The organism is Ectopseudomonas toyotomiensis, from assembly GCF_017167985.1.
In the GTDB taxonomy this organism is placed as follows: Bacteria; Pseudomonadota; Gammaproteobacteria; order Pseudomonadales; family Pseudomonadaceae; genus Aquipseudomonas; species Aquipseudomonas toyotomiensis.
This window is the reverse complement of the sequence record NZ_CP070505.1, coordinates 3,610,228-3,633,938: the sequence shown is the minus strand read 5'-3', so window position 1 is coordinate 3,633,938 and position 23,711 is coordinate 3,610,228. Positions and strand designations below refer to the sequence as shown.

Annotated in this window: 20 protein-coding genes; 10 read left to right on the top strand and 10 right to left on the bottom strand. The window is 63.4% G+C overall.

The window, feature by feature from the left end:
• The first annotated feature begins 34 nt into the window (after window positions 1–34).
• Both lon and JWV26_RS16650 read left to right on the top strand, forming a co-directional pair.
• A complete protein-coding gene (gene lon, locus JWV26_RS16655; protein ID WP_206417367.1) occupies window positions 35–2,431 on the top strand; it encodes an endopeptidase La in 2,397 nt (798 codons plus the stop codon).
• A gap of 88 nt (window positions 2,432–2,519) precedes the next feature.
• Complete coding sequence (locus JWV26_RS16650; protein ID WP_072422835.1) at window positions 2,520–2,912, top strand: protease inhibitor I42 family protein; 393 nt, start codon at window positions 2,520–2,522, stop codon at window positions 2,910–2,912.
• A 244-nt stretch (window positions 2,913–3,156) separates the two neighbouring features.
• Here JWV26_RS16650 and JWV26_RS16645 read toward each other — a convergent pair whose 3' ends face one another.
• The 8 genes from JWV26_RS16645 to kdgD all read right to left on the bottom strand — a co-directional run bounded on the left by JWV26_RS16645 (window position 3,157) and on the right by kdgD (window position 13,107).
• Window positions 3,157–3,918 (bottom strand): ABC transporter permease, encoded by a 762-nt coding sequence (locus tag JWV26_RS16645; RefSeq protein WP_017678012.1) that lies wholly within the window; start codon window positions 3,916–3,918, stop codon window positions 3,157–3,159.
• The gene (locus JWV26_RS16640; protein ID WP_072422836.1) at window positions 3,915–4,844 is read right to left on the bottom strand and encodes an ABC transporter ATP-binding protein; all 930 of its coding nucleotides are present in this window, start codon (window positions 4,842–4,844) and stop codon (window positions 3,915–3,917) included. Before JWV26_RS16640 ends, JWV26_RS16645 begins: the two co-directional genes overlap by 4 nt.
• A 291-nt stretch (window positions 4,845–5,135) precedes the next feature.
• Window positions 5,136–6,077, bottom strand: a complete 942-nt coding sequence (locus JWV26_RS16635; RefSeq protein WP_196456888.1) for a 2-hydroxyacid dehydrogenase — start codon at window positions 6,075–6,077, stop codon at window positions 5,136–5,138.
• A 186-nt stretch (window positions 6,078–6,263) separates the two neighbouring features.
• Complete coding sequence (locus JWV26_RS16630) at window positions 6,264–7,682, bottom strand: FAD-binding oxidoreductase (RefSeq protein ID WP_206417366.1); 1,419 nt, start codon at window positions 7,680–7,682, stop codon at window positions 6,264–6,266.
• 1 nt (window position 7,683) lies between these two features.
• Window positions 7,684–9,240, bottom strand: coding sequence for a galactarate dehydratase (garD, locus tag JWV26_RS16625; protein WP_074913297.1), 1,557 nt, complete (start codon window positions 9,238–9,240; stop codon window positions 7,684–7,686).
• A 22-nt stretch (window positions 9,241–9,262) separates the two neighbouring features.
• Window positions 9,263–10,588 (bottom strand): MFS transporter, encoded by a 1,326-nt coding sequence (locus tag JWV26_RS16620; protein WP_206417365.1) that lies wholly within the window; start codon window positions 10,586–10,588, stop codon window positions 9,263–9,265.
• 146 nt (window positions 10,589–10,734) lie between these two features.
• Window positions 10,735–12,084, bottom strand: a complete 1,350-nt coding sequence (gudD, locus tag JWV26_RS16615; RefSeq protein WP_206417364.1) for a glucarate dehydratase — start codon at window positions 12,082–12,084, stop codon at window positions 10,735–10,737.
• A 111-nt stretch (window positions 12,085–12,195) separates the two neighbouring features.
• Complete coding sequence (gene kdgD, locus JWV26_RS16610; RefSeq protein WP_072422841.1) at window positions 12,196–13,107, bottom strand: 5-dehydro-4-deoxyglucarate dehydratase; 912 nt, start codon at window positions 13,105–13,107, stop codon at window positions 12,196–12,198.
• Window positions 13,108–13,434: 327 nt separating this feature from the next.
• On the opposite strand from kdgD, the gene JWV26_RS16605 reads away from it, so the two are divergent.
• The 6 genes from JWV26_RS16605 to JWV26_RS16580 all read left to right on the top strand — a co-directional run bounded on the left by JWV26_RS16605 (window position 13,435) and on the right by JWV26_RS16580 (window position 19,433).
• A complete protein-coding gene (locus JWV26_RS16605; RefSeq protein WP_162843926.1) occupies window positions 13,435–13,599 on the top strand; it encodes a hypothetical protein in 165 nt (54 codons plus the stop codon).
• A 56-nt stretch (window positions 13,600–13,655) separates the two neighbouring features.
• Window positions 13,656–15,050: an enolase C-terminal domain-like protein gene (locus JWV26_RS16600; RefSeq protein ID WP_074913302.1), complete on the top strand. Its 1,395-nt coding sequence runs from the start codon at window positions 13,656–13,658 to the stop codon at window positions 15,048–15,050.
• Between the two features lie 35 nt (window positions 15,051–15,085).
• Window positions 15,086–16,063: a tripartite tricarboxylate transporter substrate binding protein gene (locus JWV26_RS16595; protein ID WP_072422844.1), complete on the top strand. Its 978-nt coding sequence runs from the start codon at window positions 15,086–15,088 to the stop codon at window positions 16,061–16,063.
• 66 nt (window positions 16,064–16,129) lie between these two features.
• Window positions 16,130–16,636: a tripartite tricarboxylate transporter TctB family protein gene (locus JWV26_RS16590; protein ID WP_074913304.1), complete on the top strand. Its 507-nt coding sequence runs from the start codon at window positions 16,130–16,132 to the stop codon at window positions 16,634–16,636.
• Window positions 16,637–16,645: 9 nt separating this feature from the next.
• Window positions 16,646–18,166 (top strand): tripartite tricarboxylate transporter permease, encoded by a 1,521-nt coding sequence (locus JWV26_RS16585; RefSeq protein WP_072422847.1) that lies wholly within the window; start codon window positions 16,646–16,648, stop codon window positions 18,164–18,166.
• Window positions 18,167–18,527: 361 nt separating this feature from the next.
• Complete coding sequence (locus tag JWV26_RS16580) at window positions 18,528–19,433, top strand: LysR family transcriptional regulator (protein WP_074913306.1); 906 nt, start codon at window positions 18,528–18,530, stop codon at window positions 19,431–19,433.
• A gap of 4 nt (window positions 19,434–19,437) precedes the next feature.
• Here JWV26_RS16580 and JWV26_RS16575 read toward each other — a convergent pair whose 3' ends face one another.
• Window positions 19,438–20,592 carry an L-talarate/galactarate dehydratase gene (locus JWV26_RS16575; RefSeq protein ID WP_206417363.1) on the bottom strand — a complete coding sequence of 385 codons (1,155 nt, stop codon included), beginning with the start codon at window positions 20,590–20,592 and terminating at the stop codon, window positions 19,438–19,440.
• Between the two features lie 227 nt (window positions 20,593–20,819).
• On the opposite strand from JWV26_RS16575, the gene JWV26_RS16570 reads away from it, so the two are divergent.
• Together JWV26_RS16570 and JWV26_RS16565 are read left to right on the top strand one after the other, a co-directional pair.
• Window positions 20,820–22,445: a methyl-accepting chemotaxis protein gene (locus JWV26_RS16570; protein ID WP_074913309.1), complete on the top strand. Its 1,626-nt coding sequence runs from the start codon at window positions 20,820–20,822 to the stop codon at window positions 22,443–22,445.
• A gap of 254 nt (window positions 22,446–22,699) precedes the next feature.
• Entirely contained in the window at window positions 22,700–22,930 is a 231-nt protein-coding gene (locus JWV26_RS16565; RefSeq protein WP_004423370.1) for a PA4570 family protein, read from the top strand.
• 105 nt (window positions 22,931–23,035) lie between these two features.
• Here JWV26_RS16565 and JWV26_RS16560 read toward each other — a convergent pair whose 3' ends face one another.
• Entirely contained in the window at window positions 23,036–23,665 is a 630-nt protein-coding gene (locus tag JWV26_RS16560; RefSeq protein ID WP_072422851.1) for a BamJ family beta-barrel-assembly machinery protein, read from the bottom strand.
• Window positions 23,666–23,711 lie beyond the last annotated feature (46 nt).

The window sequence follows — 23,711 nt, the reverse complement described above, 5'->3', positions numbered from 1 at the left end:
CATGTAGCTACCAACGTACACGCAAAGGTGCTCCATGAACGATCAGGACAACACCCCCGAAGCTGTCGAAGTTCACGTCAAGGCCGATAGCACCGGCCTGGTACTGCCCGCACAGCAGTTGCCGGACAAGCTCTACATCATCCCCATCCACAACCGCCCGTTCTTTCCGGCGCAGGTGCTGCCGGTCATGGTCAACCAGCAGCCCTGGGGCCGCACGCTGACTCGCGTCGGCAATACCGAGCATAAATGCCTGGCAGTGTTCTTCGTCGACACCCAGCCGGACGAACATGGCGAGTTCGACCTCGATACCCTGCCAGAGCACGGCACGCTGGTGCGTGTACATCACGTCAGCGAGGAAGGCGGCAAACTGCAGTTCGTCGCCCAAGGCCTGACCCGCGTGCGCATTCGCGGCTGGCTCAGCCGCCGCGGTCCGTACTTGGCCGAAGTGGAATATCCACAGGCGCCGAACGATCCGCGTGACGAGGTCAAGGCCTACGGCATGGCGCTGATCAATGCGATCAAGGAGCTGCTGCCGCTCAACCCGCTGTACAGCGAGGAGCTGAAGAATTACCTCAATCGCTTCAGCCCCAACGACCCGTCGCCACTCACCGATTTCGCCGCCGCCCTGACCACCGCCTCCGGCCACGAGCTGCAGGAAGTGCTGGATACCGTGCCCATGCTCAAGCGCATGGAAAAGGTGCTGCCGCTGCTGCGCAAGGAAGTGGAGGTCGGCCGCCTGCAGAAAGAGCTGTCGGCCGAGGTGAACAAGCAGATCGGCGAGCGCCAACGCGAATTCTTCCTCAAGGAGCAGCTCAAGCTGATCCAGCAGGAGCTGGGCATCAGCAAGGACGACAAGAGTGCCGACCGTGAGGAGTTCCTCGCCCGCCTCGAAGGCAAGACCCTGCCCGCACCGGCCCAGAAGCGCATCGACGAGGAGCTGAACAAGCTGTCGATCTTGGAGACCGGTTCGCCGGAATACGCCGTCACGCGCAACTACCTGGACTGGGCCACCGCCCTGCCCTGGGGCGTTCACGGCGAGGACAAGCTCGACCTGGGCCGCGCACGCAAGGTGCTGGACAAGCACCACGCCGGCATGGACGACATCAAGCAGCGCATCACCGAGTTCCTCGCCGTCGGCGCCTTCAAGGGTGAGATCGCCGGCTCCATCGTGCTGCTGGTCGGCCCGCCCGGTGTGGGCAAGACCAGCATCGGCAAGTCCATCGCCGAATCGCTCGGCCGGCCGTTCTACCGTTTCTCGGTGGGCGGGATGCGTGACGAGGCGGAGATCAAGGGCCATCGCCGCACCTACATCGGCGCCATGCCCGGCAAGCTGGTGCAGGCGCTGAAGGAAGCCGAAGTGATGAACCCAGTGATCATGCTCGACGAGATCGACAAGATGGGTACCAGCTACCAGGGCGACCCCGCCTCGGCGCTGCTGGAAACGCTGGACCCGGAGCAGAACGTCGAATTCCTCGACCATTACCTGGATCTGCGCCTGGATCTGTCCAAGGTGTTGTTCGTCTGCACCGCCAACACCCTCGACTCCATCCCCGGGCCGCTGCTCGACCGCATGGAAGTGATCCGCCTGTCCGGTTACATCACCGAGGAAAAACTCGCCATCGCCAAGCGCCACTTGTGGCCCAAGCAGCTGGAAAAGGCCGGCGTGCCGAAGACGCGGCTGAGCATAAGCGATGCAGCGTTGCGTGCGGTGATCGAAGGCTATGCCCGCGAGGCCGGCGTACGCCAGCTGGAGAAACAGCTGGGCAAGCTGGTGCGCAAGTCGGTGGTGAAACTGCTGGAGGATCCCGAGGCGAAAATCCGCATCGGCGCCAAGGATCTCGAGGAAGCCCTCGGCATGCCGGTGTTCCGTAACGAGCGGGTGCTGGCCGGCACCGGGGTGATCACCGGCCTGGCCTGGACCAGCATGGGCGGCGCCACCCTGCCGATCGAGGCGACGCGCATCCACACGCTCAATCGCGGCTTCAAGCTTACCGGCCAGCTCGGCGAAGTGATGAAGGAATCGGCGGAGATCGCCTACAGCTACGTCAGCTCGCATCTGAAGCAGTTCGGCGGCGACCCGACCTTCTTCGACCAGGCCTTCGTCCACCTGCACGTGCCGGAAGGCGCTACGCCCAAGGACGGCCCCAGCGCCGGCATCACCATGGCCAGCGCCCTGCTCTCCCTGGCGCGCAACCAGGCGCCGAAAAAGGGCGTGGCCATGACCGGCGAGCTGACCCTGACCGGGCAGGTGCTGCCCATCGGCGGCGTACGCGAGAAGGTGATCGCGGCGCGCCGGCAGAAGATCTTTGAGCTGATACTGCCGGAGGCCAACCGCGGCAGTTACGAGGAACTGCCGGACTACCTCAAGGAAGGCCTGACGGTGCACTTCGCCAAGCGTTATGGCGACGTGGCCAAGGTATTGTTCGACTGACCGTGGTGCGCACGGCGCACCCTACGGCTCGCGTGCCGCCCCCCGGTGCGGCTATGCTGGGCCAGTTTTTGTTCGACTGGAGTTCCTCATGCACGCCACCTTGCGCCTGCTTGCCCTGCCCGCCCTGGCCCTGCTTACGGCCTGCGCCCATCAATCCGGCACGCTGGAATTGAAGAAGGACCGGCAGTGTCCGCTGACGCTGAACAAGGGTCAGCAACTGATTCTCAGCCTACCGAGCAACCCCACCACCGGCTTTCGCTGGGAGGTGCGCGACGCCGCGGCGAACGTGCTGCAAAGCCTTGGTCCGGAGGTGTACAGCAACCCGGAAGATGCCGGACTGGTGGGCGCTGGCGGCATCTCGACCTGGCGCTTTACCGCGCGCGAGGCAGGTGAAGGCAGGCTGCTGCTGACCTACCAGCAGCCGTGGGAGCCGAACGTACCGCCAGCGGAAACCTTCGAGTGTGAACTGCGGGTGAAGTGAGCGGAACTGCTTCTGTGGGAAGGGCTTTGGCCGCGACGGCTCGAAGCGAATCGCCGCTAAAGCGCCTCTCGTACGCTACCCATTCACGGCGCGTTTTACTCCCCCCTGCAGACTGAAATTAACAAGAGGCGCAGATGCGCCCCTCGTTTCCAACGTTTCGCGGCTGAAGCCGCTCCTACATAGGTCGCGTACGCCTCTGATTGTAGGAGCGGCTTCAGCCGCGAATACCGCTATCCGGCCAGACTCAGCTCTTGAGCCGGTAACCGGTCTTGAAAATCCAGCCCACCAGCAGGATGCACAGCGCCAGAAAGCCCAGCACCATGGCCAAGCTGACGCCGACGTTGACGTCGGACACGCCGTAGAAGCTCCAGCGGAACGCGCTGATCAGGTACACCACCGGGTTGAACAGGGTCACCGTCTGCCAGGCCGGCGGTAGCATGCTGATCGAATAGAAGGCGCCCCCGAGGAAGGTCAGCGGTGTGACGATCAGCGCCGGGACGATCTGCAGCTTCTCCCAGCCATCGGCCCAGACGCCGATGATGAAGCCGAACAGGCTGAAGGTCAGTGCCGTCAGCACCAGAAACGCCGCCATCCAGATGGGATGCTGAATCTCGAAATCAACGAACAGACGCGCCGTGAGCAGGATGATCAGGCCGAGGATCACCGACTTGGTCGCCGCCGCGCCGACATAACCGATCAGAATCTCCAGATAGGACACCGGCGCCGACAGCAGCTCATAGATGCTCCCGGAATACTTGGGCATGTAGATGCCGAACGAAGCGTTGGAAATGCTCTCGGTCAGCAGCGCCAGCATGATCAGCCCCGGAATGATGAAGGCGCCGTAACTCACACCCTGCACCTGGGTCATGCTCGAACCGATGGCCGAACCGAACACCACGAAATACAGCGAGGTGCTGATCACCGGCGTGGCGATGCTCTGCAGCAGGGTGCGCCAGGTGCGCGCCAGCTCAAACAGGTAGATAGCCTTGATGGCGTACAGGTTCATGCGCGCGACTCCTCCAGCAGTGACACGAAAATTTCTTCCAGCGAACTCTGGCTCGACTGCAGATCCTTGAAGTCGATACCGTGCTGCGCCAGGTCACGCAGCAGTTCGGCGATGCCGGTGTTCTCGTGCTGGGCATCGAAGGTGAACACCAGGGCATGGCCCTGATCGGCCAGCTCCAGGCCGTAGCGCGCCAGCTCGGCCGGTACGCAGGACAACGGCTGCTGCAGGTGCAGGGTCAGCTGCTTCTTGCCCAGCTTGTGCATCAGTACCTGCTTGTCTTCCACCAGAATGATCCGGCCCTTGCTGATCACCCCGATGCGGTCGGCCATCTCCTCGGCCTCCTCGATGTAATGGGTGGTGAGGATGATGGTCACGCCACGCTCACGCAGGCGCCTGACCATGTTCCACATGTCGCGGCGCAGTTCCACGTCGACACCAGCGGTAGGCTCGTCGAGGAAGAGAATCTGCGGCTCGTGCGAAAGCGCCTTGGCGATCATCACCCGGCGCTTCATGCCGCCGGACAGCTCCATGATCTTGGCGTTACGTTTGTCCCACAGCGACAGGTCCTTGAGCAGTTGCTCGAGGTAGGCCGCATCGGGCTTCTTGCCGAACAGGCCACGGCTGAACTTGACCGTCGCCCAGACGGTTTCGAACACGTCGCTGACCAGCTCCTGCGGCACCAGGCCGATCTGCGAGCGGGCTGCGCGGTAGTCACGGACGATGTCCTTGCCGCCGACCAGCACCCGGCCCTCACCCGGATTGACGATGCCGCAGATGATGCTGATCAGGGTGGTCTTGCCGGCGCCGTTGGGGCCGAGCAAGGCGAAGATTTCGCCCTGGCGAATGTCCAGGTCGATGCCTTGCAGGGCAGGATGCCCGGACGCATAGATCTTGTTCAGTTGCTGAATAGAGATGACCGACTGCACGGTGAGAGTCCTTGCCTGCGGAAAAACCACATAGTGTAGAGCCTGACCAGCCAGACAAGGCAAGTGCATTATTGGTGCGCAGTAGAAAAGCCTCGGGCCGGTAGGGTGCGCCGTACGCGCTGAGTAACGTACCTGTCTTGGTGCGCACAAAGCTCCCTACCCAAGGCAGAGTGGGATAACCCGGCGCGCTTGTGGCGCGCCGGTGCTGCAGGTGAGGTTTAGGGAGAAACGGCCGTAGCGCTTGTGGCGTTACGGCGATAAGCGTGGCGACGGACGCGCCACACGAATGGGTTACAGCGGCGTAAGCAGCTTGCCGGTGGCGATAAAGGCACGCAGGTTGTCCAGTACCAGATCAGCCATCTGCTGACGCGTCTCGACACTGGCGCTGCCGACATGCGGCAGCAGCACCACGTTGTCCAGCTCGTGCAGCGCCGTCGGAACCAGTGGTTCGCGCTCGAAAACATCCAGTCCGGCACCCCCGATGACCTGCTGCTGCAGTGCAGCGATCAGCGCCGCTTCATCGACCACCGAACCGCGCGCCACATTGATCAGAAAGCCATCCGGCCCCAGCGCTTCGAGCACCTCGGCGTTGATCAGATGATGGGTGGCCTTGCCGCCCGGACAGGTCAGCACCAGAAAATCCGCCCAGCGCGCCAGCGCCAGCAGATCGGGTTCGTGCTGGTAAGGGCTGCCTTCGACCGCACGGCGATTGTGGTAACGCACCGGCATGGAGAACCCCGACGCACGCATGGCTACCGCCTCGCCGATGCGGCCGAGGCCGACGATGCCCAGGCGCTTGCCGCTTACTCGACGCGCCAGCGGGAAGCCCGTGGTGCTACTCCAGGCGCCGCTGCGCACGAAGCGATCAGCCTCGGACAGGCGCCGCGCGCTATCGATCATCAGGCCCATGGCCAGATCGGCCACGCAGTCGTTGAGCACGTCCGGCGTGGTGCTGAGCACGATGCCACGGTCCCGCAGCAGCTCCAGCGGATAGGGGTCGTAGCCCACGCCGAAACTGCAGATGGCACGCAGATTCGGCAGCAGCGCGAGCTGGTCAGCCGTACAGCCGAAACGTGCCGAGGACACCATGTAGATGAACTGCTCACCCTGCTCACGCAGGAACGCCAGCGGCTCGGCCTGTTGCCACAGCGCGCTGACCTCGTATTCCTCGGCCAGCTCGCGGTTGAAACGCTCGCTCAGCGGGCCGATCTGCAGCACCTTGGGTTTGCTCATGGAACCTCCTGTCTCGAATGTACGACTTACCAGGCTGTTGAAAACCTACCTGCGTTGCCATTGCTGCGTTAAATACAGGCTCGTGCGCGAGTCCGATCAAAATGCTCATTTACAGTTCGTAAACTCCGCTTTTTCGCCTGCATTTGCCTTGCACTGGCTGCCTCGCCTACGTTTTTCAACGGCCTGTTACAGCAATTTGCCCGGATTCATCAGCCCGGCCGGATCCAGCGCCTGCTTGACGCGGGCCATCAACTCCAGCTCCAGCGGCGCCTTGTAGTGCTGCGCGGCCAGGCGCTTGGACTGGCCCAGGCCATGTTCGGCGCTGATGCTACCGGCATAGTGCAGGGTCTGGTCGTAGATCAGGCGCATGATCGCTTCGGCCTGCGCCTTGAACGCAGCATCCGCGGCGCCGACTGGCTTGCTGATGTTGTAGTGCAGGTTGCCATCGCCAACGTGCCCGTAGGCCACGATGCGCACACCGGGAAACGCCTGCTGCAATACAGCATCGGTAAGCGCGATGAAGTCGGGAATACGGCTGACCGGCACGCTGATGTCGTGCTTGAGGCTCGGCCCCTCGTGGTTCTGCGCTTCCGAGATGCCCTCGCGCAACGCCCACAAGGCGCGTACCTGCGCATCGCTGGCGGCGACCACGGCATCCAGCGCCAGGCCATGCTCGAAGGCAGCGCCGAGGCCCTCTTCCAGCAACTCGTTCAAGGGCGCGTTGGGCTGGGTGTCACTCAGCTCAATCAGCACGTACCAGGGATGCGCGTCGGCGAACGGATCGCTGACACCGGCGACATGACGCAGGACGAACTCGACGCTTTGCCGCGACATCAGCTCGAAGCCGGTCAGGCGGTCGCCACACAGACCGCGCATCTGCCCGATCAGCTCGACGGCCGCCTGCGGGCCGGGCAGCGCTACCCAGGCGGTGGTCAGGCTGCGCACAGCAGGGAACAACTTGAGCACGGCAGCGGTGATGATGCCCAGGGTGCCCTCGCTGCCGATGAACAGGTGCTTGAGATCGTAGCCGGTATTGTCCTTGCGCAGCCCGCGCAAGCCGTCCCAGATGCGCCCATCGGGCAGCACCACCTCCAGGCCCAGGGCCAGGTCGCGCATATTGCCGTAGCGCAGCACCGCAGTGCCGCCGGCATTGGTTGCCAGGTTGCCGCCTACCGTGCAGCTGCCCTCGGCGCCCAGTGACAGCGGGAACAGCCGGCCGACTTCGGCGGCGGCCTCCTGCAGCTGCTGCAGGATCACCCCCGCTTCGACGGTGATGGTGGCGTTGGCCACGTCCACTTCGCGGATGCGCTTCATGCGCGTCAGCGATAGCACGATCTGCGAACCGGTATCGTCCGGAATCGAGCCGCCGCACAGGCCGGTATTGCCACCTTGTGGCACCAGGGCAACGCCGGCCTGCGCGCACAGGCGTACCACCGCAGCAACCTCCTCGGTCGAGGCCGGACGCAAAACCGCAGCCGCCTGGCCACGGTAGGCGCCGCGCCAGTCGCTGAGGTAGCTCTGCATGCGCTCGACGTCAGTGATCAGGCCAGCCTCGCCGACCGCCTCGCGCAATGCCTGGAGCAGACTATCGGACATGCTGCTCATCTCAGGTCACCGGCGCCGGGTTGAACAGCACCAGGTCGTTGTGCAGGCGCAGGTGCTCGGCGCAGGTCTGCTTGCGCCCGCTGGCCACGTCCAGATAGAGCTGGAAGATGTGCCAACCCATTTCCTCCAGCGTCATGCGACCGGAAACGATCTGCCCGGCGTCGACGTCGATCAGATCTGGCCAGCGCTCGGCCAGCTGGGTACGCGTGGCCACCTTGATCACCGGCACCATGGACAGGCCATAAGGCGTGCCACGACCGGTGGTGAAGATGTGCAGGTTCATACCCGCCGCCAGCTGCAGCGTGCCGCAGATGAAGTCGCTGGCCGGCGTGGCGCAGAACCAAAGACCCTTGCCACGAATACGCTCGCCCGGCGCGACCACGCCGGCAATCGGACTGTTGCCGGACTTGGCGATCGAACCCATGGCCTTCTCGACGATGTTGTTCAACCCGCCCTTCTTGTTACCCGGCGTGGTGTTGGCGCTGCGGTCGGCCATGCCGCGCTGCAGGTAGCGGTCGTACCAGTCCATCTCGCGAATCAGCGCATCGGCCACCTCGACACTGGCGGCGCGCGGGGTGAGCAGGTGGATGCCGTCACGCACTTCGGTGTTTTCGGAGAACATCACGGTGGCGCCGGCGCGCACCAGCAGGTCGGCGGCCACGCCAAGGGCCGGGTTGGCGGTGATACCGGAGAAGGCGTCGCTGCCGCCGCACTGCATGCCGACCACCAGCTCGGCAGCCGGCACGGTCTCGCGACGACGCTGGTCGAGCACTTTCAAGCGCTCCTCGATCATGCCCATGATCTGCTCGACCATGCCGGTGAAGCCGGTGCCGGAATCCTGCAGACGGAACAGCCAGTCTTCCTCGTCCATGCCGTTGGTGAGCTGGTCGCCATCCATCAACTGGTTGGCCTGCAGCTTCTCGCAGCCGAGGCTGATCACCAGCGCCTGGCCACCCAGGTTGGGGTTGCGGCTGATGTTGTACAGGGTGCGGATCGGCACCACGGCGTCCGGCGCGTTGATCGCCACGCCGCAGCCGTAGCTATGCGACAGCGCCACTACGTCGTCGACGTTGGGGTACTTGGGCAAGACTTCCTTGCGCACGCGCTCGACCACGTGATCGAGCACGCCGACCACGCACTGCACGGTGGTGGTAACGCCGAGGATATTGCGGGTGCCAACGCTGCCGTCCGGGTTGCGGAAGCCCTCGAAGGTATAGCCTTCCAGCGGCTCGCCGGGCGAGGTCTTGATGGTCGCCTTGGGCAGGTTGTCCAGCACCGGCGGCTCGGGCATGCGCAGCACCTGCTCGGTGACCCAACTGCCGGCGGCAATGGGTTTCAGCGCATAGCCGATGACCTCGCCATAACGCACCACTTCTTGCCCTTCGGCGATATCCACCAGCGCCACCTTGTGGCTCTGCGGGATACCTTCGATAGCCGTCAGGCCATCGTCGAACTGGCCGCCTGCGGCAACGCCCTGGTCATTGACCACCACACCAACGTTGTCGGTCGGGTGCAGGCGGATATAGCGGGGCGAATCCTGATGGGGAATCAACTGCATGCTGCGTGCTCCTGTTGTGCGCTCAGGAAGCCGAGCCGGACGTGGCGTCCAGCTCGACCCTGTGAATACGACCGACGATCAGGCCGAAGCTCACGACCGCCAGCAAGGCATTGAGGCCGACATAGGCCAATGCCCAATCGAATGATCCGGTACGGCTGACCAGGTAGCCGATAACGATAGGTGTGGTGATCGCTGCCAGGTTGCCGAAGGTGTTGAACAGCCCGCCGGACAAGCCGAGGATCTGCCGGGGCGAGGTGTCGGCCACCAGCGTCCAGCCCAGCGAGCCAAGACCCTTGCCGAAGAAAGCCAGGGCCATCAGCGCCACCACGGCGGTGTCGCTCTCGACGAAAATGCACAGCACCAGGGCGCTCGACAGCAGCAAGCCGAGCACCATCGGCAGCTTGCGCGCCAGGGTCAGTGAATGACCACGGCGCAGCATGCCATCGGACAGCAGCCCGCCGAGCACGCCACCGACACACCCGCTGATGGCCGGCAAGGCGGCGGCAAACCCGGCACCGAGAATACTCATGCCGCGCGCCTGCACCAGGTAGACCGGAAACCAGGTCAGAAAGAAGTAGGTAATGGCGTTGTTGCAATACTGGCCAAGGTAGATGCCGATCATGGTGCGCTGGCGCAGCAGCAGCCCCAGGTAGCCCCACTGCGAACCGCCACTGCCACCACGCTGCCCTTCCAGATCGATCAGCGCCCCGCCCTGTTCCAGGTGAGCAAGCTCGGCCGCGTCGATACGCGGGTGCTGACGCGGGCCGTGCAACTGTTTGAGCCAAACGAACGACAGCGCCAGGCCCAGGCAGCCGAGCACAATGAACACCGCTTGCCAGCCCATGGTTTGCACCACCCAGCCCATCAACGGTGCGAACAACGCCGTGGCGGCGTACTGCGCCGAACTGGAGATGGCCGTGGCAGTAGCGCGCTCGGCGGTGGGAAACCAGGAGGCGATGATCCGCGCGTTGCCGGGAAAGCACGGCGCGCTGGCAAAGCCCACCAGCAGCCGCAGCAGGAACATCGAGGTCACCGCCCAGGTGGTCGGCAGCCAGCCGACAAAGCCTTGCAGCAAGGTCAATACCGACCAGATGAACAGCGCCAGGGTATAGACCGGCTTGGTGCCGAAGCGGTCGAACAGCCAACCGCCGGGAATCTGCCCGATCACGTAGGCCCAACCGAATGCCGAAAAGATATAGCCGAGCGTCACCGCGTCGATGCCCAGCCCGGCCTGCATCGCCGAACCGGCGACGGAGAGGCTGGAGCGATCAGCGAAGGTGATGGTGGTGACCAGAAACAGCATCAGCAGAATGCTGTAGCGCACACGACCCGGTTTGGCATCTGGCATCGGCAAGGCTCGTGAGACAGAAGGAAAGGTTCAGCCTCTAGGGTGGGCCGGCCGGCGTTCCGCGTCAGACAAGGTCATCAATCCGTAGGGTGGGCTTTGGCCCACCCTACGGGACAGTAGGATCACGGAACGACGTCGGACTTAGCTCAACGCACCAGGCAGGGCTTCTTGTTATTGAAGGTCCAGCCCGGAATCAGATACTGCATGGCCACTGCGTCGTCACGCGCGCCCAGGCCCTTGACCTGGTACAGCTCGTGCGCCTTGGCCAGCGCATCCCAATCCAGCTCAACGCCCAGACCCGGCGTTTTCGGCACCTGGACCAGGCCACCTTCGATGCGCAACGGGTTGCGCGTCAGATACTGGCCGTCCTGCCAGATCCAGTGGGTATCGATGGCGGTAACTCGGCCCGGCGCCGCCGCGGCGACATGGGTGAACATGGCCAGGGAGATGTCGAAGTGGTTGTTGGAGTGCGAGCCCCAGGTCAGGCCCCAGTCGTTGCACATCTGCGCCACGCGTACGGAACCGGCCATGGTCCAGAAGTGCGGGTCGGCCAGCGGGATATCCACCGATTGCAGGGAGATGGTGTGGCCCATCTGCCGCCAGTCGGTAGCGATCATGTTGGTCGCAGTGGGCAGGCCGGTGGCACGGCGGAACTCAGCCATCACCTCACGACCGGAGTAACCGTTCTCGGCGCCGCACGGGTCTTCGGCATAGGCCAGCACGCCATGCAGGTCACGGCACAGGGCGATGGCCTGATCCAGCGACCAGCCGCCATTGGGGTCGAGCGTCACGCGAGCATTGGGAAAACGCGCAGCCAGGGCACGAATCGCCTCGACTTCGGCTTCGCCATGCAGCACGCCGCCCTTGAGCTTGAAGTCGTTGAAGCCATAGCGCGCATGCGCGGCCTCGGCCTGTTGGACGATGCTTTCCGGGGTCAGCGCGGTCTGGTTACGAACTCGCTCCCAGGTGTCATCGGCATCTCGCTCGTCGCGGTAGCCGAGATCGGTCTTGTCCTTGTCACCGACGAAGAACAGATAACCGAGCATTTCCACCGCATCGCGCTGCTGGCCTTCGCCTAGCAGTGCAGCCACCGGCACACCGAGGTGCTGGCCGAGCAGGTCGAGCAACGCGGACTCCAGCGCGGTGACGGCGTGGATGGTGATGCGCAGATCGAAAGTCTGCAGGCCGCGACCGCCGGAATCACGATCGGCGAAGGCGCGGCGTACCTGATTGAGCAATGCGTTGTAGTTGCCGACCGGTTGGCCGACGAGGATCGAGCGAGCGTCTTCGAGGGTCTTGCGAATGCCCTCGCCGCCAGGGACTTCGCCGACACCGACATGGCCGGCGCTGTCCTTGAGAATGAGGATGTTGCGGGTGAAATACGGGCCGTGGGCTCCGCTCAGGTTGAGCAGCATGCTGTCTTGACCGGCGACCGGTACGACTTGCAGCTCGGTGATCAGCGGAGTGCCGACAGCGGCAGAAATCTGTGAAGTCATGAGCGTTACCCTGTTGTTCTTATGCGGGTTCGACAATGGTTCAACGCACTCGCGCCCGGCCTGCCGGAGCGCAACTGGGCCGCTCGCCAAGGCGAGCGGCCATCTACGGTGTTACTGCGCGCCTTGCGCTTCGATCAGCTTGGCCAGGGCTTCGTACTCGTCCGGCAGCAGATCGGTCAGCGGAGCACGTACCGGACCGGCGTCGTAACCGACGATCTTGGCACCGGCCTTGACGATGCTCACGGCATAGCCGGCCTTGCGGTTGCGGATGTCCAGGTACGGCAGGAAGAAATCGTCGATCAGTTTGCCAACGGTGGCGTGATCTTCCGCGGCGATGGCGCGATAGAAGGCCATGGCGGTTTTCGGGATGAAGTTGAACACGGCCGAGGAGTAGACCGGTACACCCAGGGCCTTGTAAGCCGCAGCGTAGACTTCAGCGGTCGGCAGGCCGCCGAGGTAGGTCAGGCGCTCGCCCAGGCGGCGACGGATCGACACCATCAGCTCGATGTCACCCAGGCCATCCTTGTAGCCGATCAGGTTCGGGCAGCGCTCGGCCAGTTGCTCCAGCAGAGTGGCATTGAGGCGGCAGACGTTACGGTTGTAGATCACCACGCCGATGTTCACCGACTTGCACACCTGCTCGACATGAGCGGCAACACCGTCCTGCGAGGCTTCGGTCAGGTAGTGCGGCAGCAGCAGCAGGCCCTTGGCGCCCAGGCGCTCGGCTTCCTGCGCCATCTGGATGGCCACGCGGGTCGGGCCGCCAACGCCAGCCAGGATAGGTACGGACTTCTCGCAGGTATCCACGGCAGTCTTGATCACGGCGCTGTATTCATCCGGCGCCAGGGAGAAGAACTCGCCAGTACCGCCGGCAGCGAACAAAGCGGAAGCACCGTAAGGCGCCAGCCACTCGAGGCGGCGTACGTAGCCAGCCTGGTTGAAATCACCGGCGGCATCGAAGTCGGTCACCGGGAAAGACAGCAGACCAGAGGAGAGGATGGACTTAAGTTCTTGTGGATTCATTATGCGAACACCCTAGTAAAGCGAGTTGTGAGGAATAGCGTCAGCCGCAGCTGTAGAGATACGTTATCGTACAACAATAAAAAAAACACCAGTTTTTATATCGTCCGTTCGTCGAAGATTTACCCGCCCTCGCCCACCTCGCCGGAAAACCGCTACACAAGCGCAAAGCTCAGACTAGAGCAGGCTCCATGATCACGCCAGAAGAAATGGCAGCGCAATCATCATTAGCCATGAGCGGCGTTGACAGGTCAGGAACAGGCTGGTACTAATTTCACCAAGTCATACGACAACCTATGACATTCCAATAAAAACAAACGAGGCCAGGTCATGTCACAGACCTTCACTGCCGCTACATGCTGCCAACCTGCGCATCGCCACATCGATGCCAGCGCTCGCCAGCACAGCACTGCCTGCACTGGCTTCGTCGCCATCTTTGCCCATGCTCTCATCCATTGCAGCGCGGATCGCCTGATGATCCCGGTGCAAGACTGAACCGTACCTTCGCCATTGCGGCCGAGGGCCGCACCAAGTCTGGAGCCCCTGCCAAGATGTACGAAGCCTCCCGCAACAGCACACCTCAGATAGTCGAGATGCAGGTCATCCCGGTCGCCGGCCATGACAGCATGTTGCTCAACCTGTGTGGCGCACACGCCCCCTACTTCACGCGCAATCTGGTGCTGCTCAAGGACAATACCGGGCACATCGGCTGTGGCGAGGTCCCCGGTGGCGAAGGCATCCGTCAGGCACTGGAACGCTGCCGCGAGCTGGTGATCGGGCAATCGGTCGGCCGCTACAACCGCATACTCAATAGTCTGCGCCAGGCCATCGCCGGGCCGGCCAAAGGGCCTCAGACCACCCAGCATCAGGTCACATCCGAATCCGAAGCACGCGTGCTCAAGCAGCCCCACGAAATCAATCTGCGCCTGGACAACGTGATCACCGCGGTCGAGGCTGCCCTGCTCGATCTGCTCGGCCAACATCTGAATGTGCCGGTCTGCGAACTGCTCGGCAGCGGCCAGCAACGTGATCATGTGCCGATGCTCGCCTACCTCTTCTATATCGGTGAGCGCCAGCGTACCGACCTGCCCTACCTCGCCGGCAAAGGCTCGGCGGATGACTGGTATCACCTGCGCCATCAGGCCGCGCTGACACCGCAGGCCGTCGCCCGCCTGGCCGAGGCCGCCCATGCACGCTACGGCTTCAACGACTTCAAGCTCAAGGGCGGGGTGATGCGTGGCGCCGAGGAGATGGACGCGATCCGCGCGATCAAGGCGCGCTTCCCCGATGCACGCGTCACCCTGGACCCCAACGGCGCCTGGTCACTGGATGAAGCCATCGCCCTGTGCCAAGGCCAGAACCATGTGCTGGCCTACGCCGAAGACCCTTGCGGCCCGGAGAACGGCTATTCCGGCCGCGAGATCATGGCCGAGTTCAAGCGTGCCACCGGCATTCCTACCGCCACCAACATGGTCGCCACCGACTGGCGGCAAATGGGCCACTCGCTGCGCCTGGAGGCGGTGGACATTCCGCTGGCCGACCCGCACTTCTGGACCATGCAGGGCGCCGTCCGCCTGGGCCAGGTGTGCGAGGAATTCGGCCTGACCTGGGGCTCGCATTCGAACAACCACTTCGACATTTCCCTGGCCATGTTCACTCATGCCGCCGCGGCCGTGCCTGGCCGCGTCACCGCCATCGACACGCACTGGATCTGGCAGGAACGCGAAGAGCGCCTGACCCGCGAGCCGCTGCATATCATCGGCGGCCAGGTGGAGGTTCCCAACAAGCCCGGCCTCGGTATCGAGCCGGACATGGAGCGGATCATGGCCGCTCACGAGCTTTACAAGAAGGTGGCCAACGGCGCGCGTGACGACGCCATGGCCATGCAGTACCTGGTTCCGGGTTGGCAGTACGACCCGAAACGTCCCAGCCTCGGCCGCGACTGACTCGCGCGGCTTTCATCCCAACCCGGAGTATTCCAATGAAAAAAACATTCCGCGCCTCCCTCCTTTCTGCCCTGGTCGGTATGGGTGCCCTGGCCACTCATTCCGCCACCTTCGCCGATGAGGTCAAATGGCCGACTCGTCCGGTGCAGGTGGTGGTGATCGCCAACCCCGGCGGCGACACCGACTTCAACGCCCGCATGATGGCCAAGTACTTCAACGAGATCACCGGCAAGACCATGGTGGTGACCAACGTCGCTGGCGGCGGTGGCACCCTGGCGGCCGAACAGGTCAAGGGCGCAGCCGCGGATGGCAACACCATCCTCTTCACCCATCCGGGTCAGTTGATCGTCAACGAAGTGGCCGGCCTGACCGAAGACAGCTACGAGACCTTCGATGTCGCCTGCATCGCGGGCGTCGACAAGAGCACCGTATTCGTCGCCTCCAAACAGTCCGGCGTGACCAGCATGCAGGACCTGGTGGACAAGTCGAAAGCCAACCCCGGCAGCATCACCTATGGCACCGAGATGGGCAGTTTCTCGCACATCCAGGGCCTGATGCTGGAGAAACTCACCGGCGCCAAACTGAAGATGGTTGACGGGGGCACCGTATCCGACCGCGTGGTCGGCATGCTCGGCGGTCGTCTGGACATGGGCGCCATCACCTATGGTTCCGTACAGGACTATGTGCAGGGCGGGCAGATGGTCGCGCTGGGCCAGCCCAACGACGAACGCAACGCCATGCTCGGCGAGGTCCCGACCCTCAAGGAGCAAGGCCTGGACATCACCATGGATAAGCCCTACGTAGTGGCCTTCCCGAAAGGCACCGACCCGGCGATCGTGAAGAAGATGTCTGACATCATGAAGCAGATCACCGAGCAACCTGCTTACGCCGAAGACCTGAAGAAATTCAAGCAACCGGTCGCGTTCTACGGCACCGAAGAGGCCAAGCAGATTCTGGCCAAGACCCGCGAAGACTTCATGCAGTTCAAGGATGAACTGCGCAAGGCCAAGTAAGCCACAACGCAGCGCCGGCCCGATCGATTCGGACCGGCGCAGCACCTCAGAACATCGAGGTACACGATGAACACCCTGAACAAGAAAGAACTGATCATCGGCCTTGCCATGCTCGGCGCCAGCCTTGCCTATCTGGTACTGGCACAACAGCTGCCCGGGCATGATGGCGTCGATGCGGCCACCGTGCCCAAGCTGCTGGCCGGGCTACTGTCGCTGCTGGGCGTGATGCAACTGATCAGCGCCTTTGCCAAACCCAAGGCTGCCGCCGAATCCGCAAGCCCGGTGCCGACAGAAGCTGAAGAGCAACCTGCCGACGTCATAGAACCCAAGACCGTCCTCAAGACCCTCGGCCTGATCCTCGGCTACATGGCTCTGCTCGGCCCTGTGGGCTTCCCGATCATGACCGTGGTTTACCTCTATCTGCAGTTCCTCGTGCTGACGCCGGTAAACCAGAAAGCCAGACACCTGACCTATCTGCTGATCGCCGTCATCTGCTCTGCGCTCATTTTCCTGCTGTTCCGCGAGGCCTTCGACCTGATGCTGCCCGCTGGCCTGCTGAACAACTTCATCTGAGGATCGACCATGCTCGAATTACTGCAGCAAGGCTTCGGTGCCGTCTTTTCACTCAACATCATGATGCTGATGGCCGTCGGCGTGGCCATGGGCATCGTCTTCGGTGCCGTGCCCGGCCTGTCGGCCACCATGGCCGTGGCGCTGTGCCTGCCGCTGACCTTCACCATGGGCCCGCAGGCCGGCCTGTCACTGCTGGTCGCGCTGTTCATCGGCGCCACGTCTGGAGGCCTGATCTCGGCGATCCTGCTGAAGATTCCGGGAACGCCTTCATCGATCGCCACGGTATTCGACGGCGGCCCGCTGATGGAACAGGGTCATGGCGTCAAGGCGCTGGGCGTGGGCATCGTGTTCTCCTTTCTCGGTACCATCTTCAGTATCGTCGCGCTGATGTTCATCGCCCCGCAGCTGGCCAAGGTGGCGTTGAGCTTCGGCCCGCATGAATACTTCGCCATCGCGGTGTTCTCCCTGACCCTGATCGCCACCCTGTCGGCCGGTTCCATGGTCAAGGGCCTGTTCGCCGGTGCGCTGGGTATTGCCGTATCCACCGTCGGCATTGCCCCGGTCGAGGCAGTGCGCCGCTTCACCTTCGGTGTCAGTGAGCTCAACGGCGGTTTCTCCATGCTCACGGTGATGATCGGCATGTTCGCCGTGGCCGAGATCATCAAGCTCGCCGAAACCGGGCGTCATGCCGTGCAGGGCAAGGCCAGGTCGGTGAGCATGAAGAACATCAAGGGCTTCGGCTTCTCGCTGAAAGAATTCCGCGAGCAACTGCCGAACGCCGGTCGCTCCGGCATCATCGGTCTGGGCATTGGCATCCTGCCGGGTATCGGCGCCGGTACCTCCAACCTGGTGTCCTACATTATCGCCAAGAAACGCGCGAAAGACGGTCACACCTATGGCAAGGGCAATATCGGCGGCGTGGTCGCCAGCGAAACGGCCAACAACGCCGGTATCGGCGGCGCCATGATGCCGCTGATGACCCTTGGCATCCCCGGGGACACCGTCACCGCGATCATGCTCGGCGGTTTCCTGATCCACGGCATCCAACCAGGCCCGCTGCTGTTCATCAGCCAGGGCCCGCTGGTGTACACCATCTTCGCCGCGCTGATCGTTGCTACCTGCATGATGCTGTTCATGGAGTTCTACGGCCTGCGCCTGTTCATCAAGCTGCTCGACGTACCCAAGCACATCCTGCTGCCGATCATTCTGGTGCTGTGCGTGGTCGGTGCGTTCGGCCTGTCCAGCCGCCTGTTCGACGTCTGGTCGATCCTGCTGTTCGGTCTGCTCGGATACGCCTTCGTCAAGGCCGGCATGCCAGCGGCGCCATTCATCATCGGCTTCATCCTCGGCCCGATGGCAGAAACCAACCTGCGTCGTGGCCTGATGCTGTCGGACGGCAGCTTCGCCGAGTTTTTCACCAATCCGATTGCCGGCACCTTCCTCGGCTTGGCCCTGGCGTTCGTGCTTTGGCAAGTGTTCAGCGCGCTACGTCCCAAACCCAGCGCGATCAACGAGATCCTGCGTACCTGATCCCCTCCACCATGCCGCCCCCTCTGCCCGGGGGCGGTTCTTTTCTGACTCCCACCTCTGTGCCTCTAGCAGGCTGTTGAAAAACTACCTGCGTTGCCATTGCTGCGTTAAAAACAGGCTCGTGCGCGAGTCCGATCAAAATGCTCATTTACAGCTCGTAAACCCGAATGCGGGCCCAGTGCTTTTTTCGCCTGTTTTTGCGGGCCGCCATCGGTATTGCACTGGCTGCCTCGCCTACGTTTTTCAACGGCCTGCTAGCCCTCTACAACGCCAACTGAAGCGGCTTGAGCAGGATAATGGACGCGCTCATTGATCCAGGTCTAATCTAATCAACCACTAGATTGATACCCGGAATGAATCAATGTTCGACCTGGCCCAACTGCGCTGCTTCACCACCCTGGCCGCCGAGCTGAATTTCCGTCGCGCTGCCGAGCGCCTGAACATGACCCAGCCACCGCTGAGTCGGCAGATCCAGCTGCTCGAACATCAATTGGGCGTGACGCTGTTCACCCGCAGCACTCGCTCGGTTGCCTTGACGGCGGCTGGCCGCGCCTTCTTCGTCGAAGCCCAGGCGCTGCTCGATCAGGCCCACCGTGCCGCGCAAAGCGCCCGACTGGCCGCCATCGGCGAAAGTGGCGCACTCACCATTAGCTTCGTCGCCAGCGCGGTGTATGACGTGCTGCCACGCGCGATAACTGCGGCCAAACGTGAGCGCCCTGGCGTCGATATCGCCTTGCTGGAAATGAGCACCTTCGAACAAGTGCAGGCATTGCGCGCACGGCGCGTGGACCTGGCTATCGTACGGGCGCCCTTGCAGCAACCCGGGCTGGTCAGCGAATGCCTGCTGCGCGAACCCTTCGTGCTGGCCGCGCCCGCCGCGCATCCACTGGCGCAGCACGAAAGGCCGACCCTGGAGATGCTCCATGGTCAGCCTTTCATTCTTTACGCGCATACCGCCTGGCAGCCCTTCAACGAGCTGCACACCGGCCTGTTTCGCGCCAGCGGCATCCAGCCTGAATTCGTTCAGGCGCTGGGCTCGACCCTGACCATCCTGTCGCTGGTCAATGCCGGCATGGGGCTGGCACTGGTACCACGTAGCGCCAGCGCCATTCGCTTCGAGCAGGTACGTTTCCGCGAGCTACCGCTACCCAAGGGCGTATGCGGGGAGCTGCATCTGGTCTGGCGCGACGACAACGACAACCCGGCCTTGCCATCATTGATCGCTGCCGTGCGTCAGGCCGCTCGCGACATCTATCCGCAGAACTGACGCTTCAAGCGCGTTTGACAACCTCCGCCTGCTGCACCGTCCAACCGGCCACCTGCTCGCTCAGGCTAAGACCCAGGCCCGGACGAGTCGGCACCAACATGCGCCCGTCGCGAATCTCCAGGCGCTCGTTGAACAGCGGCTCCAGCCATTCGAAGTGCTCGACCCAGGGCTCGCGCGTATGGCTAGCGGCCAGGTGCACGTGCAGCTCCATGGCGAAGTGCGGCGCCAGGGTCATGCCGGCCTGCTCGGCCAGGGTCTGCACGCGCAGGTACGGGGTGATGCCGCCCACGCGCGGCGCATCGGGCATGAGGAAGTCGGCGCCGCGCTGGCGAATGAACTCCCAGTGCTCGGCGGGGCTGGTGAGCATCTCACCGGTGGCGATCGGTGTATCGAACTGGCGCACCAGCTCGGCGTGGCCTTCGGCGTCGTAGCAGTCCAGCGGTTCCTCGATCCAGATCAGATCGAAGGGCTCCAAGCGACGGCACATGCGCCGCGCGGTCGGGCGATCCCATTGCTGGTTGGCGTCGACCATCAGCGGGAAGCTTTCACCCAGGTGCTCACGCACCGTGCTGACACGGTGTATATCCAGCGCCCAGTCAGGCTGGCCGACCTTGAGTTTGATACCGCCAATGCCCTTCTCGCGAGAAATGTCGGTGTTCTTCAACAACTGGTCGAGCGGCGTGTGCAGAAAGCCGCCGGAGGTGTTGTAGCAGCGCACCGAATCACGATGGCTACCGAGCAGACGTGCCAGCGACAGGCCACTGCGACGCGCCTTGAGATCCCACAGGGCAACGTCGAAGGCGCCGATGGCCTGGGTCGCCAGGCCGCTACGGCCCACCGAGGCGCCAGCCCAGCACAGCTTGTCCCAGAGCTTGGCGATATCGCTGGGGTTCTCGCCGATCAGGTTAGGCGCCACTTCCAGGGCATGGGCGAACTGACCGGGGCCACCGGCGCGCTTGGAATAGCTGAAGCCCAGGCCACGGTGACCGTCGCGGGTTTCGATCTCGGCGATCAGGATGGCGATCTCGGTCATCGGCTTCTGCCGGCCTGTGAGCACCTTGGCATCGCTGATCGGGTTGGCCAGCGGCAGCGCTACCGAGCGCAGGCTGAGCCAGGTGATACGGTCATCGTCGGCGCATGGGGTGGCGTTATCGGTCATGACATCTTCCTCGTGATGAAACTCGGCGCCCCAGTTGGGCCGCCGAAAATGGACAACCCGAGTCAGATTAAGATGATTGCGCAATCATTCAAGCATCAGGATTGCCCACCGACGCCAGGCCTGTTCAGGGCCATTTGCCCGACTCGTCTAGACATTTCACAAATCTGCAACATTCACCGTCTACGCTGAATATGTCCCGCTCCGCCTGACCTCCGAGGCATCCCATCATGTTCCTGCAAAAATCCCTGCGCGCGCAGATTCTCGCCCTGCTCGGCGGCAGTCTGGCGCTGATCCTGATCACCGCCTTGGCATGCTTCAGCGTCCTCTCCAGCGGCATTCAGTCCTACCGTGGCCTGCTCGATGGGCCGCTGGAGTCTTCGCGACTGATCGACGCGGCCAACGTCGAATTCAAGATCCAGGTGCAGGAATGGAAGAACGTCCTGCTGCGCGGCCAGGACAACGCCAACCTGCAACGCTACTGGAGCCAGTTCGAAGCGCAGGAGCGCAAGGTGCAGGACATTCTCGGCCAGTTGACCCAGGTCGCCGCTGCCGACCCGGCGTTGAAAACGCAGGTCGAACGCCTGCGTAGCGAACATCAGGCGCTCGGCGGCAATTACCGCAAGGGCCGCGACGCCTTCGTGGCCGCCGGTGCCGATGCCAGGGCCGGCGATGAAGCCGTCAAAGGCATCGACCGCGCCGCCAGTGAGCAGATGACTGCACTGGTCGAGCAGTTGCGCCAGAACAGCCTGAGCCAGGCCGAGCAGATCAACGCTAATGCCGCGCGCACCATTCTCAGCGGCACCATCGTGATGCTGGCCGCCGCCCTGGTCATCGCCGTATTCAGCCTGTGGCTGGTCAATCGCAATCTGATCATCCCCATCCGCCACCTGATCGGCCATGTCGACCAGCTCAGCCAGGGGCGCTTCGGCCAGCGCGTGGAAAGCACGCGGCAGGATGAGCTGGGCCTGCTGGCGCGTGCCGCGAACACCCTGCGCGACTTTCTCGCCAGCACCAGCGATCGCCTGCACCAGAGCACGCAGAACCTCGACAACGCCAGCAGCGAGCTGAACGCCATCGCCTCACGCATGACCGAGGGCGTCAGCGAGCAGTTCGAGCGTACCGATCAGGTCGCCACTGCCATGCACGAGATGTCCGCCACCGCCCAGGAAGTAGCGCGCCATGCCGCTGACGCCGCGCACGCGGCCAACGATGCCGACGACTCGGCGCGCCAGGGCAGCACGGTGATGCAATCGACCATCGCCACCATCACCGACATTCGCGGCGAGATCGCCAACACCGCCGAGGTGATCCGTCGTCTGGAAAGCGACAGCGGGCGTATCGGCAAGGTGCTGGAGGTGATCCGCGGCATCGCCGAGCAGACCAACCTGCTGGCCCTCAACGCCGCCATCGAAGCCGCGCGCGCCGGCGAACAGGGCCGTGGTTTCGCCGTGGTCGCCGACGAGGTGCGCACCCTGGCCCAGCGTACCGCCGAGTCCACTGCCGAGATCAACCAGATCATCGACACCGTGCAGAACGGCGCACTGAATGCCGTGCGCGCCATCGAGAGCGGCCAGCAGCGCAGCGAACAGGGCGTGACCCAGGTCACCGAGGCCGGCGCCATGCTGCAGCGCATCACCGAGGCGGTGGAGGCCATCCGCGACATGAACCAGCAGATCGCCACCGCCGCCGAAGAGCAGACCTCGGTGGCCGAGGACATCTCGCGCAACCTCACCGAGCTGACCGCCATCGCCAGTGCCAACCAGGACAACGTCGAGCGCACGCAGAAGGCCAGCCGCAACCTGCATGACATGTCCGGGCAACTGGGCGAAGTGACTCGCCGTCTGGGCTCCTGAGCCAATCTGCGAACCGGCGTGGCACGCAGCGCGCGGTTCGCCCCGGCGCCGACAGCCTGCGCAGCAGAATGGACGCCGTAATGCAGGCTGCGGCCCTCCCGCTCGCTGGCGGGGAAAGTACACAGGGCGGACAAGCATTCGACATGTCCGCCCCCACTGAGAACAGGCAAACGACAAAAGGTCGCAATTAACCCTTGCTATTTATGTAATAGGAATTATTCTCAGTTACGTAATGACGGCCAAGGAGACCTGCCATGACCTACCTGATCGATGCCTGGCTGGACCGCCCGCATCCCTACCTGCGCATCCTCAACCGCGAAACCGGGGAAGTCTGCGCCATGCTGGAAGAAGAAGCGCTGGACGAGCTGCGCGACCAGGGCGACCTGGACCTGCACGAGCTCAGCTCCAGCGAGCCCATCGTGCTCAAAGAGCTGGTGCGCAGCCTGTTTCTGTACTGCTACGCACGGGCCCTGCGCCCATCCTGAAAGACAAAACGGGGCACCCTGTCAGCAGGGTGCCCCGTTTCGTTGGATCAGGCTGCCATGTAGGGTGCGCTGTGCGCACCGAAGCGACAGCTTGCGTCCCAAGACTTACAGAATATCCAGCAGCTCTACATCGAATACCAGCACACTGTGCGGCGGGATGCTGCCGACACCCTGGGCGCCGTAGGCCAGCTCGCTCGGCACGTGCAGGCGCCATTTGCTACCGGTGCCCATCAGTTGCAGCGCCTCGACCCAACCCGGAATCACACCACCAACCGGGAATTCAGCCGGCTGGCCACGCTCGTAGGAGCTGTCGAACACGGTGCCGTCGATCAGCGTGCCGTGGTAGTGGGTACGCACCTGATCCTCGGCGGACGGCTTGGCGCCCTCGCCAGCGACCAGCACTTCGTACTGCAGGCCGGAGGCCAATACGGTCACGCCTTCGCGCTTGGCGTTTTCGGCCAGGTAGGCACGACCTTCGCCAGCAGCGGCTTCGGCCTTGGCGGCCGCTTCAGCCTGCATGATTTCGCGGATGACCTTGAAGCTGGCGCCGAGCTCGGCCTCGGAAACACGACTGGCCTGGCCGCTGAACGCGTCGGTCAGACCGGCGAGGATGGCAGTCAGGTCAACGCCGGGCGGCGGGTTGTCGCGCAACTGACCACCGAGTTGACGACCGATGCCATAGCTGACGCGACCTTCATCGGAGGACAGATCGGGGCTGAAGTTGAGTTCGGACATGAAAGGCTCCGCTTGGGGCTATGAAAAAGGCCGGCCAGACTAGCAC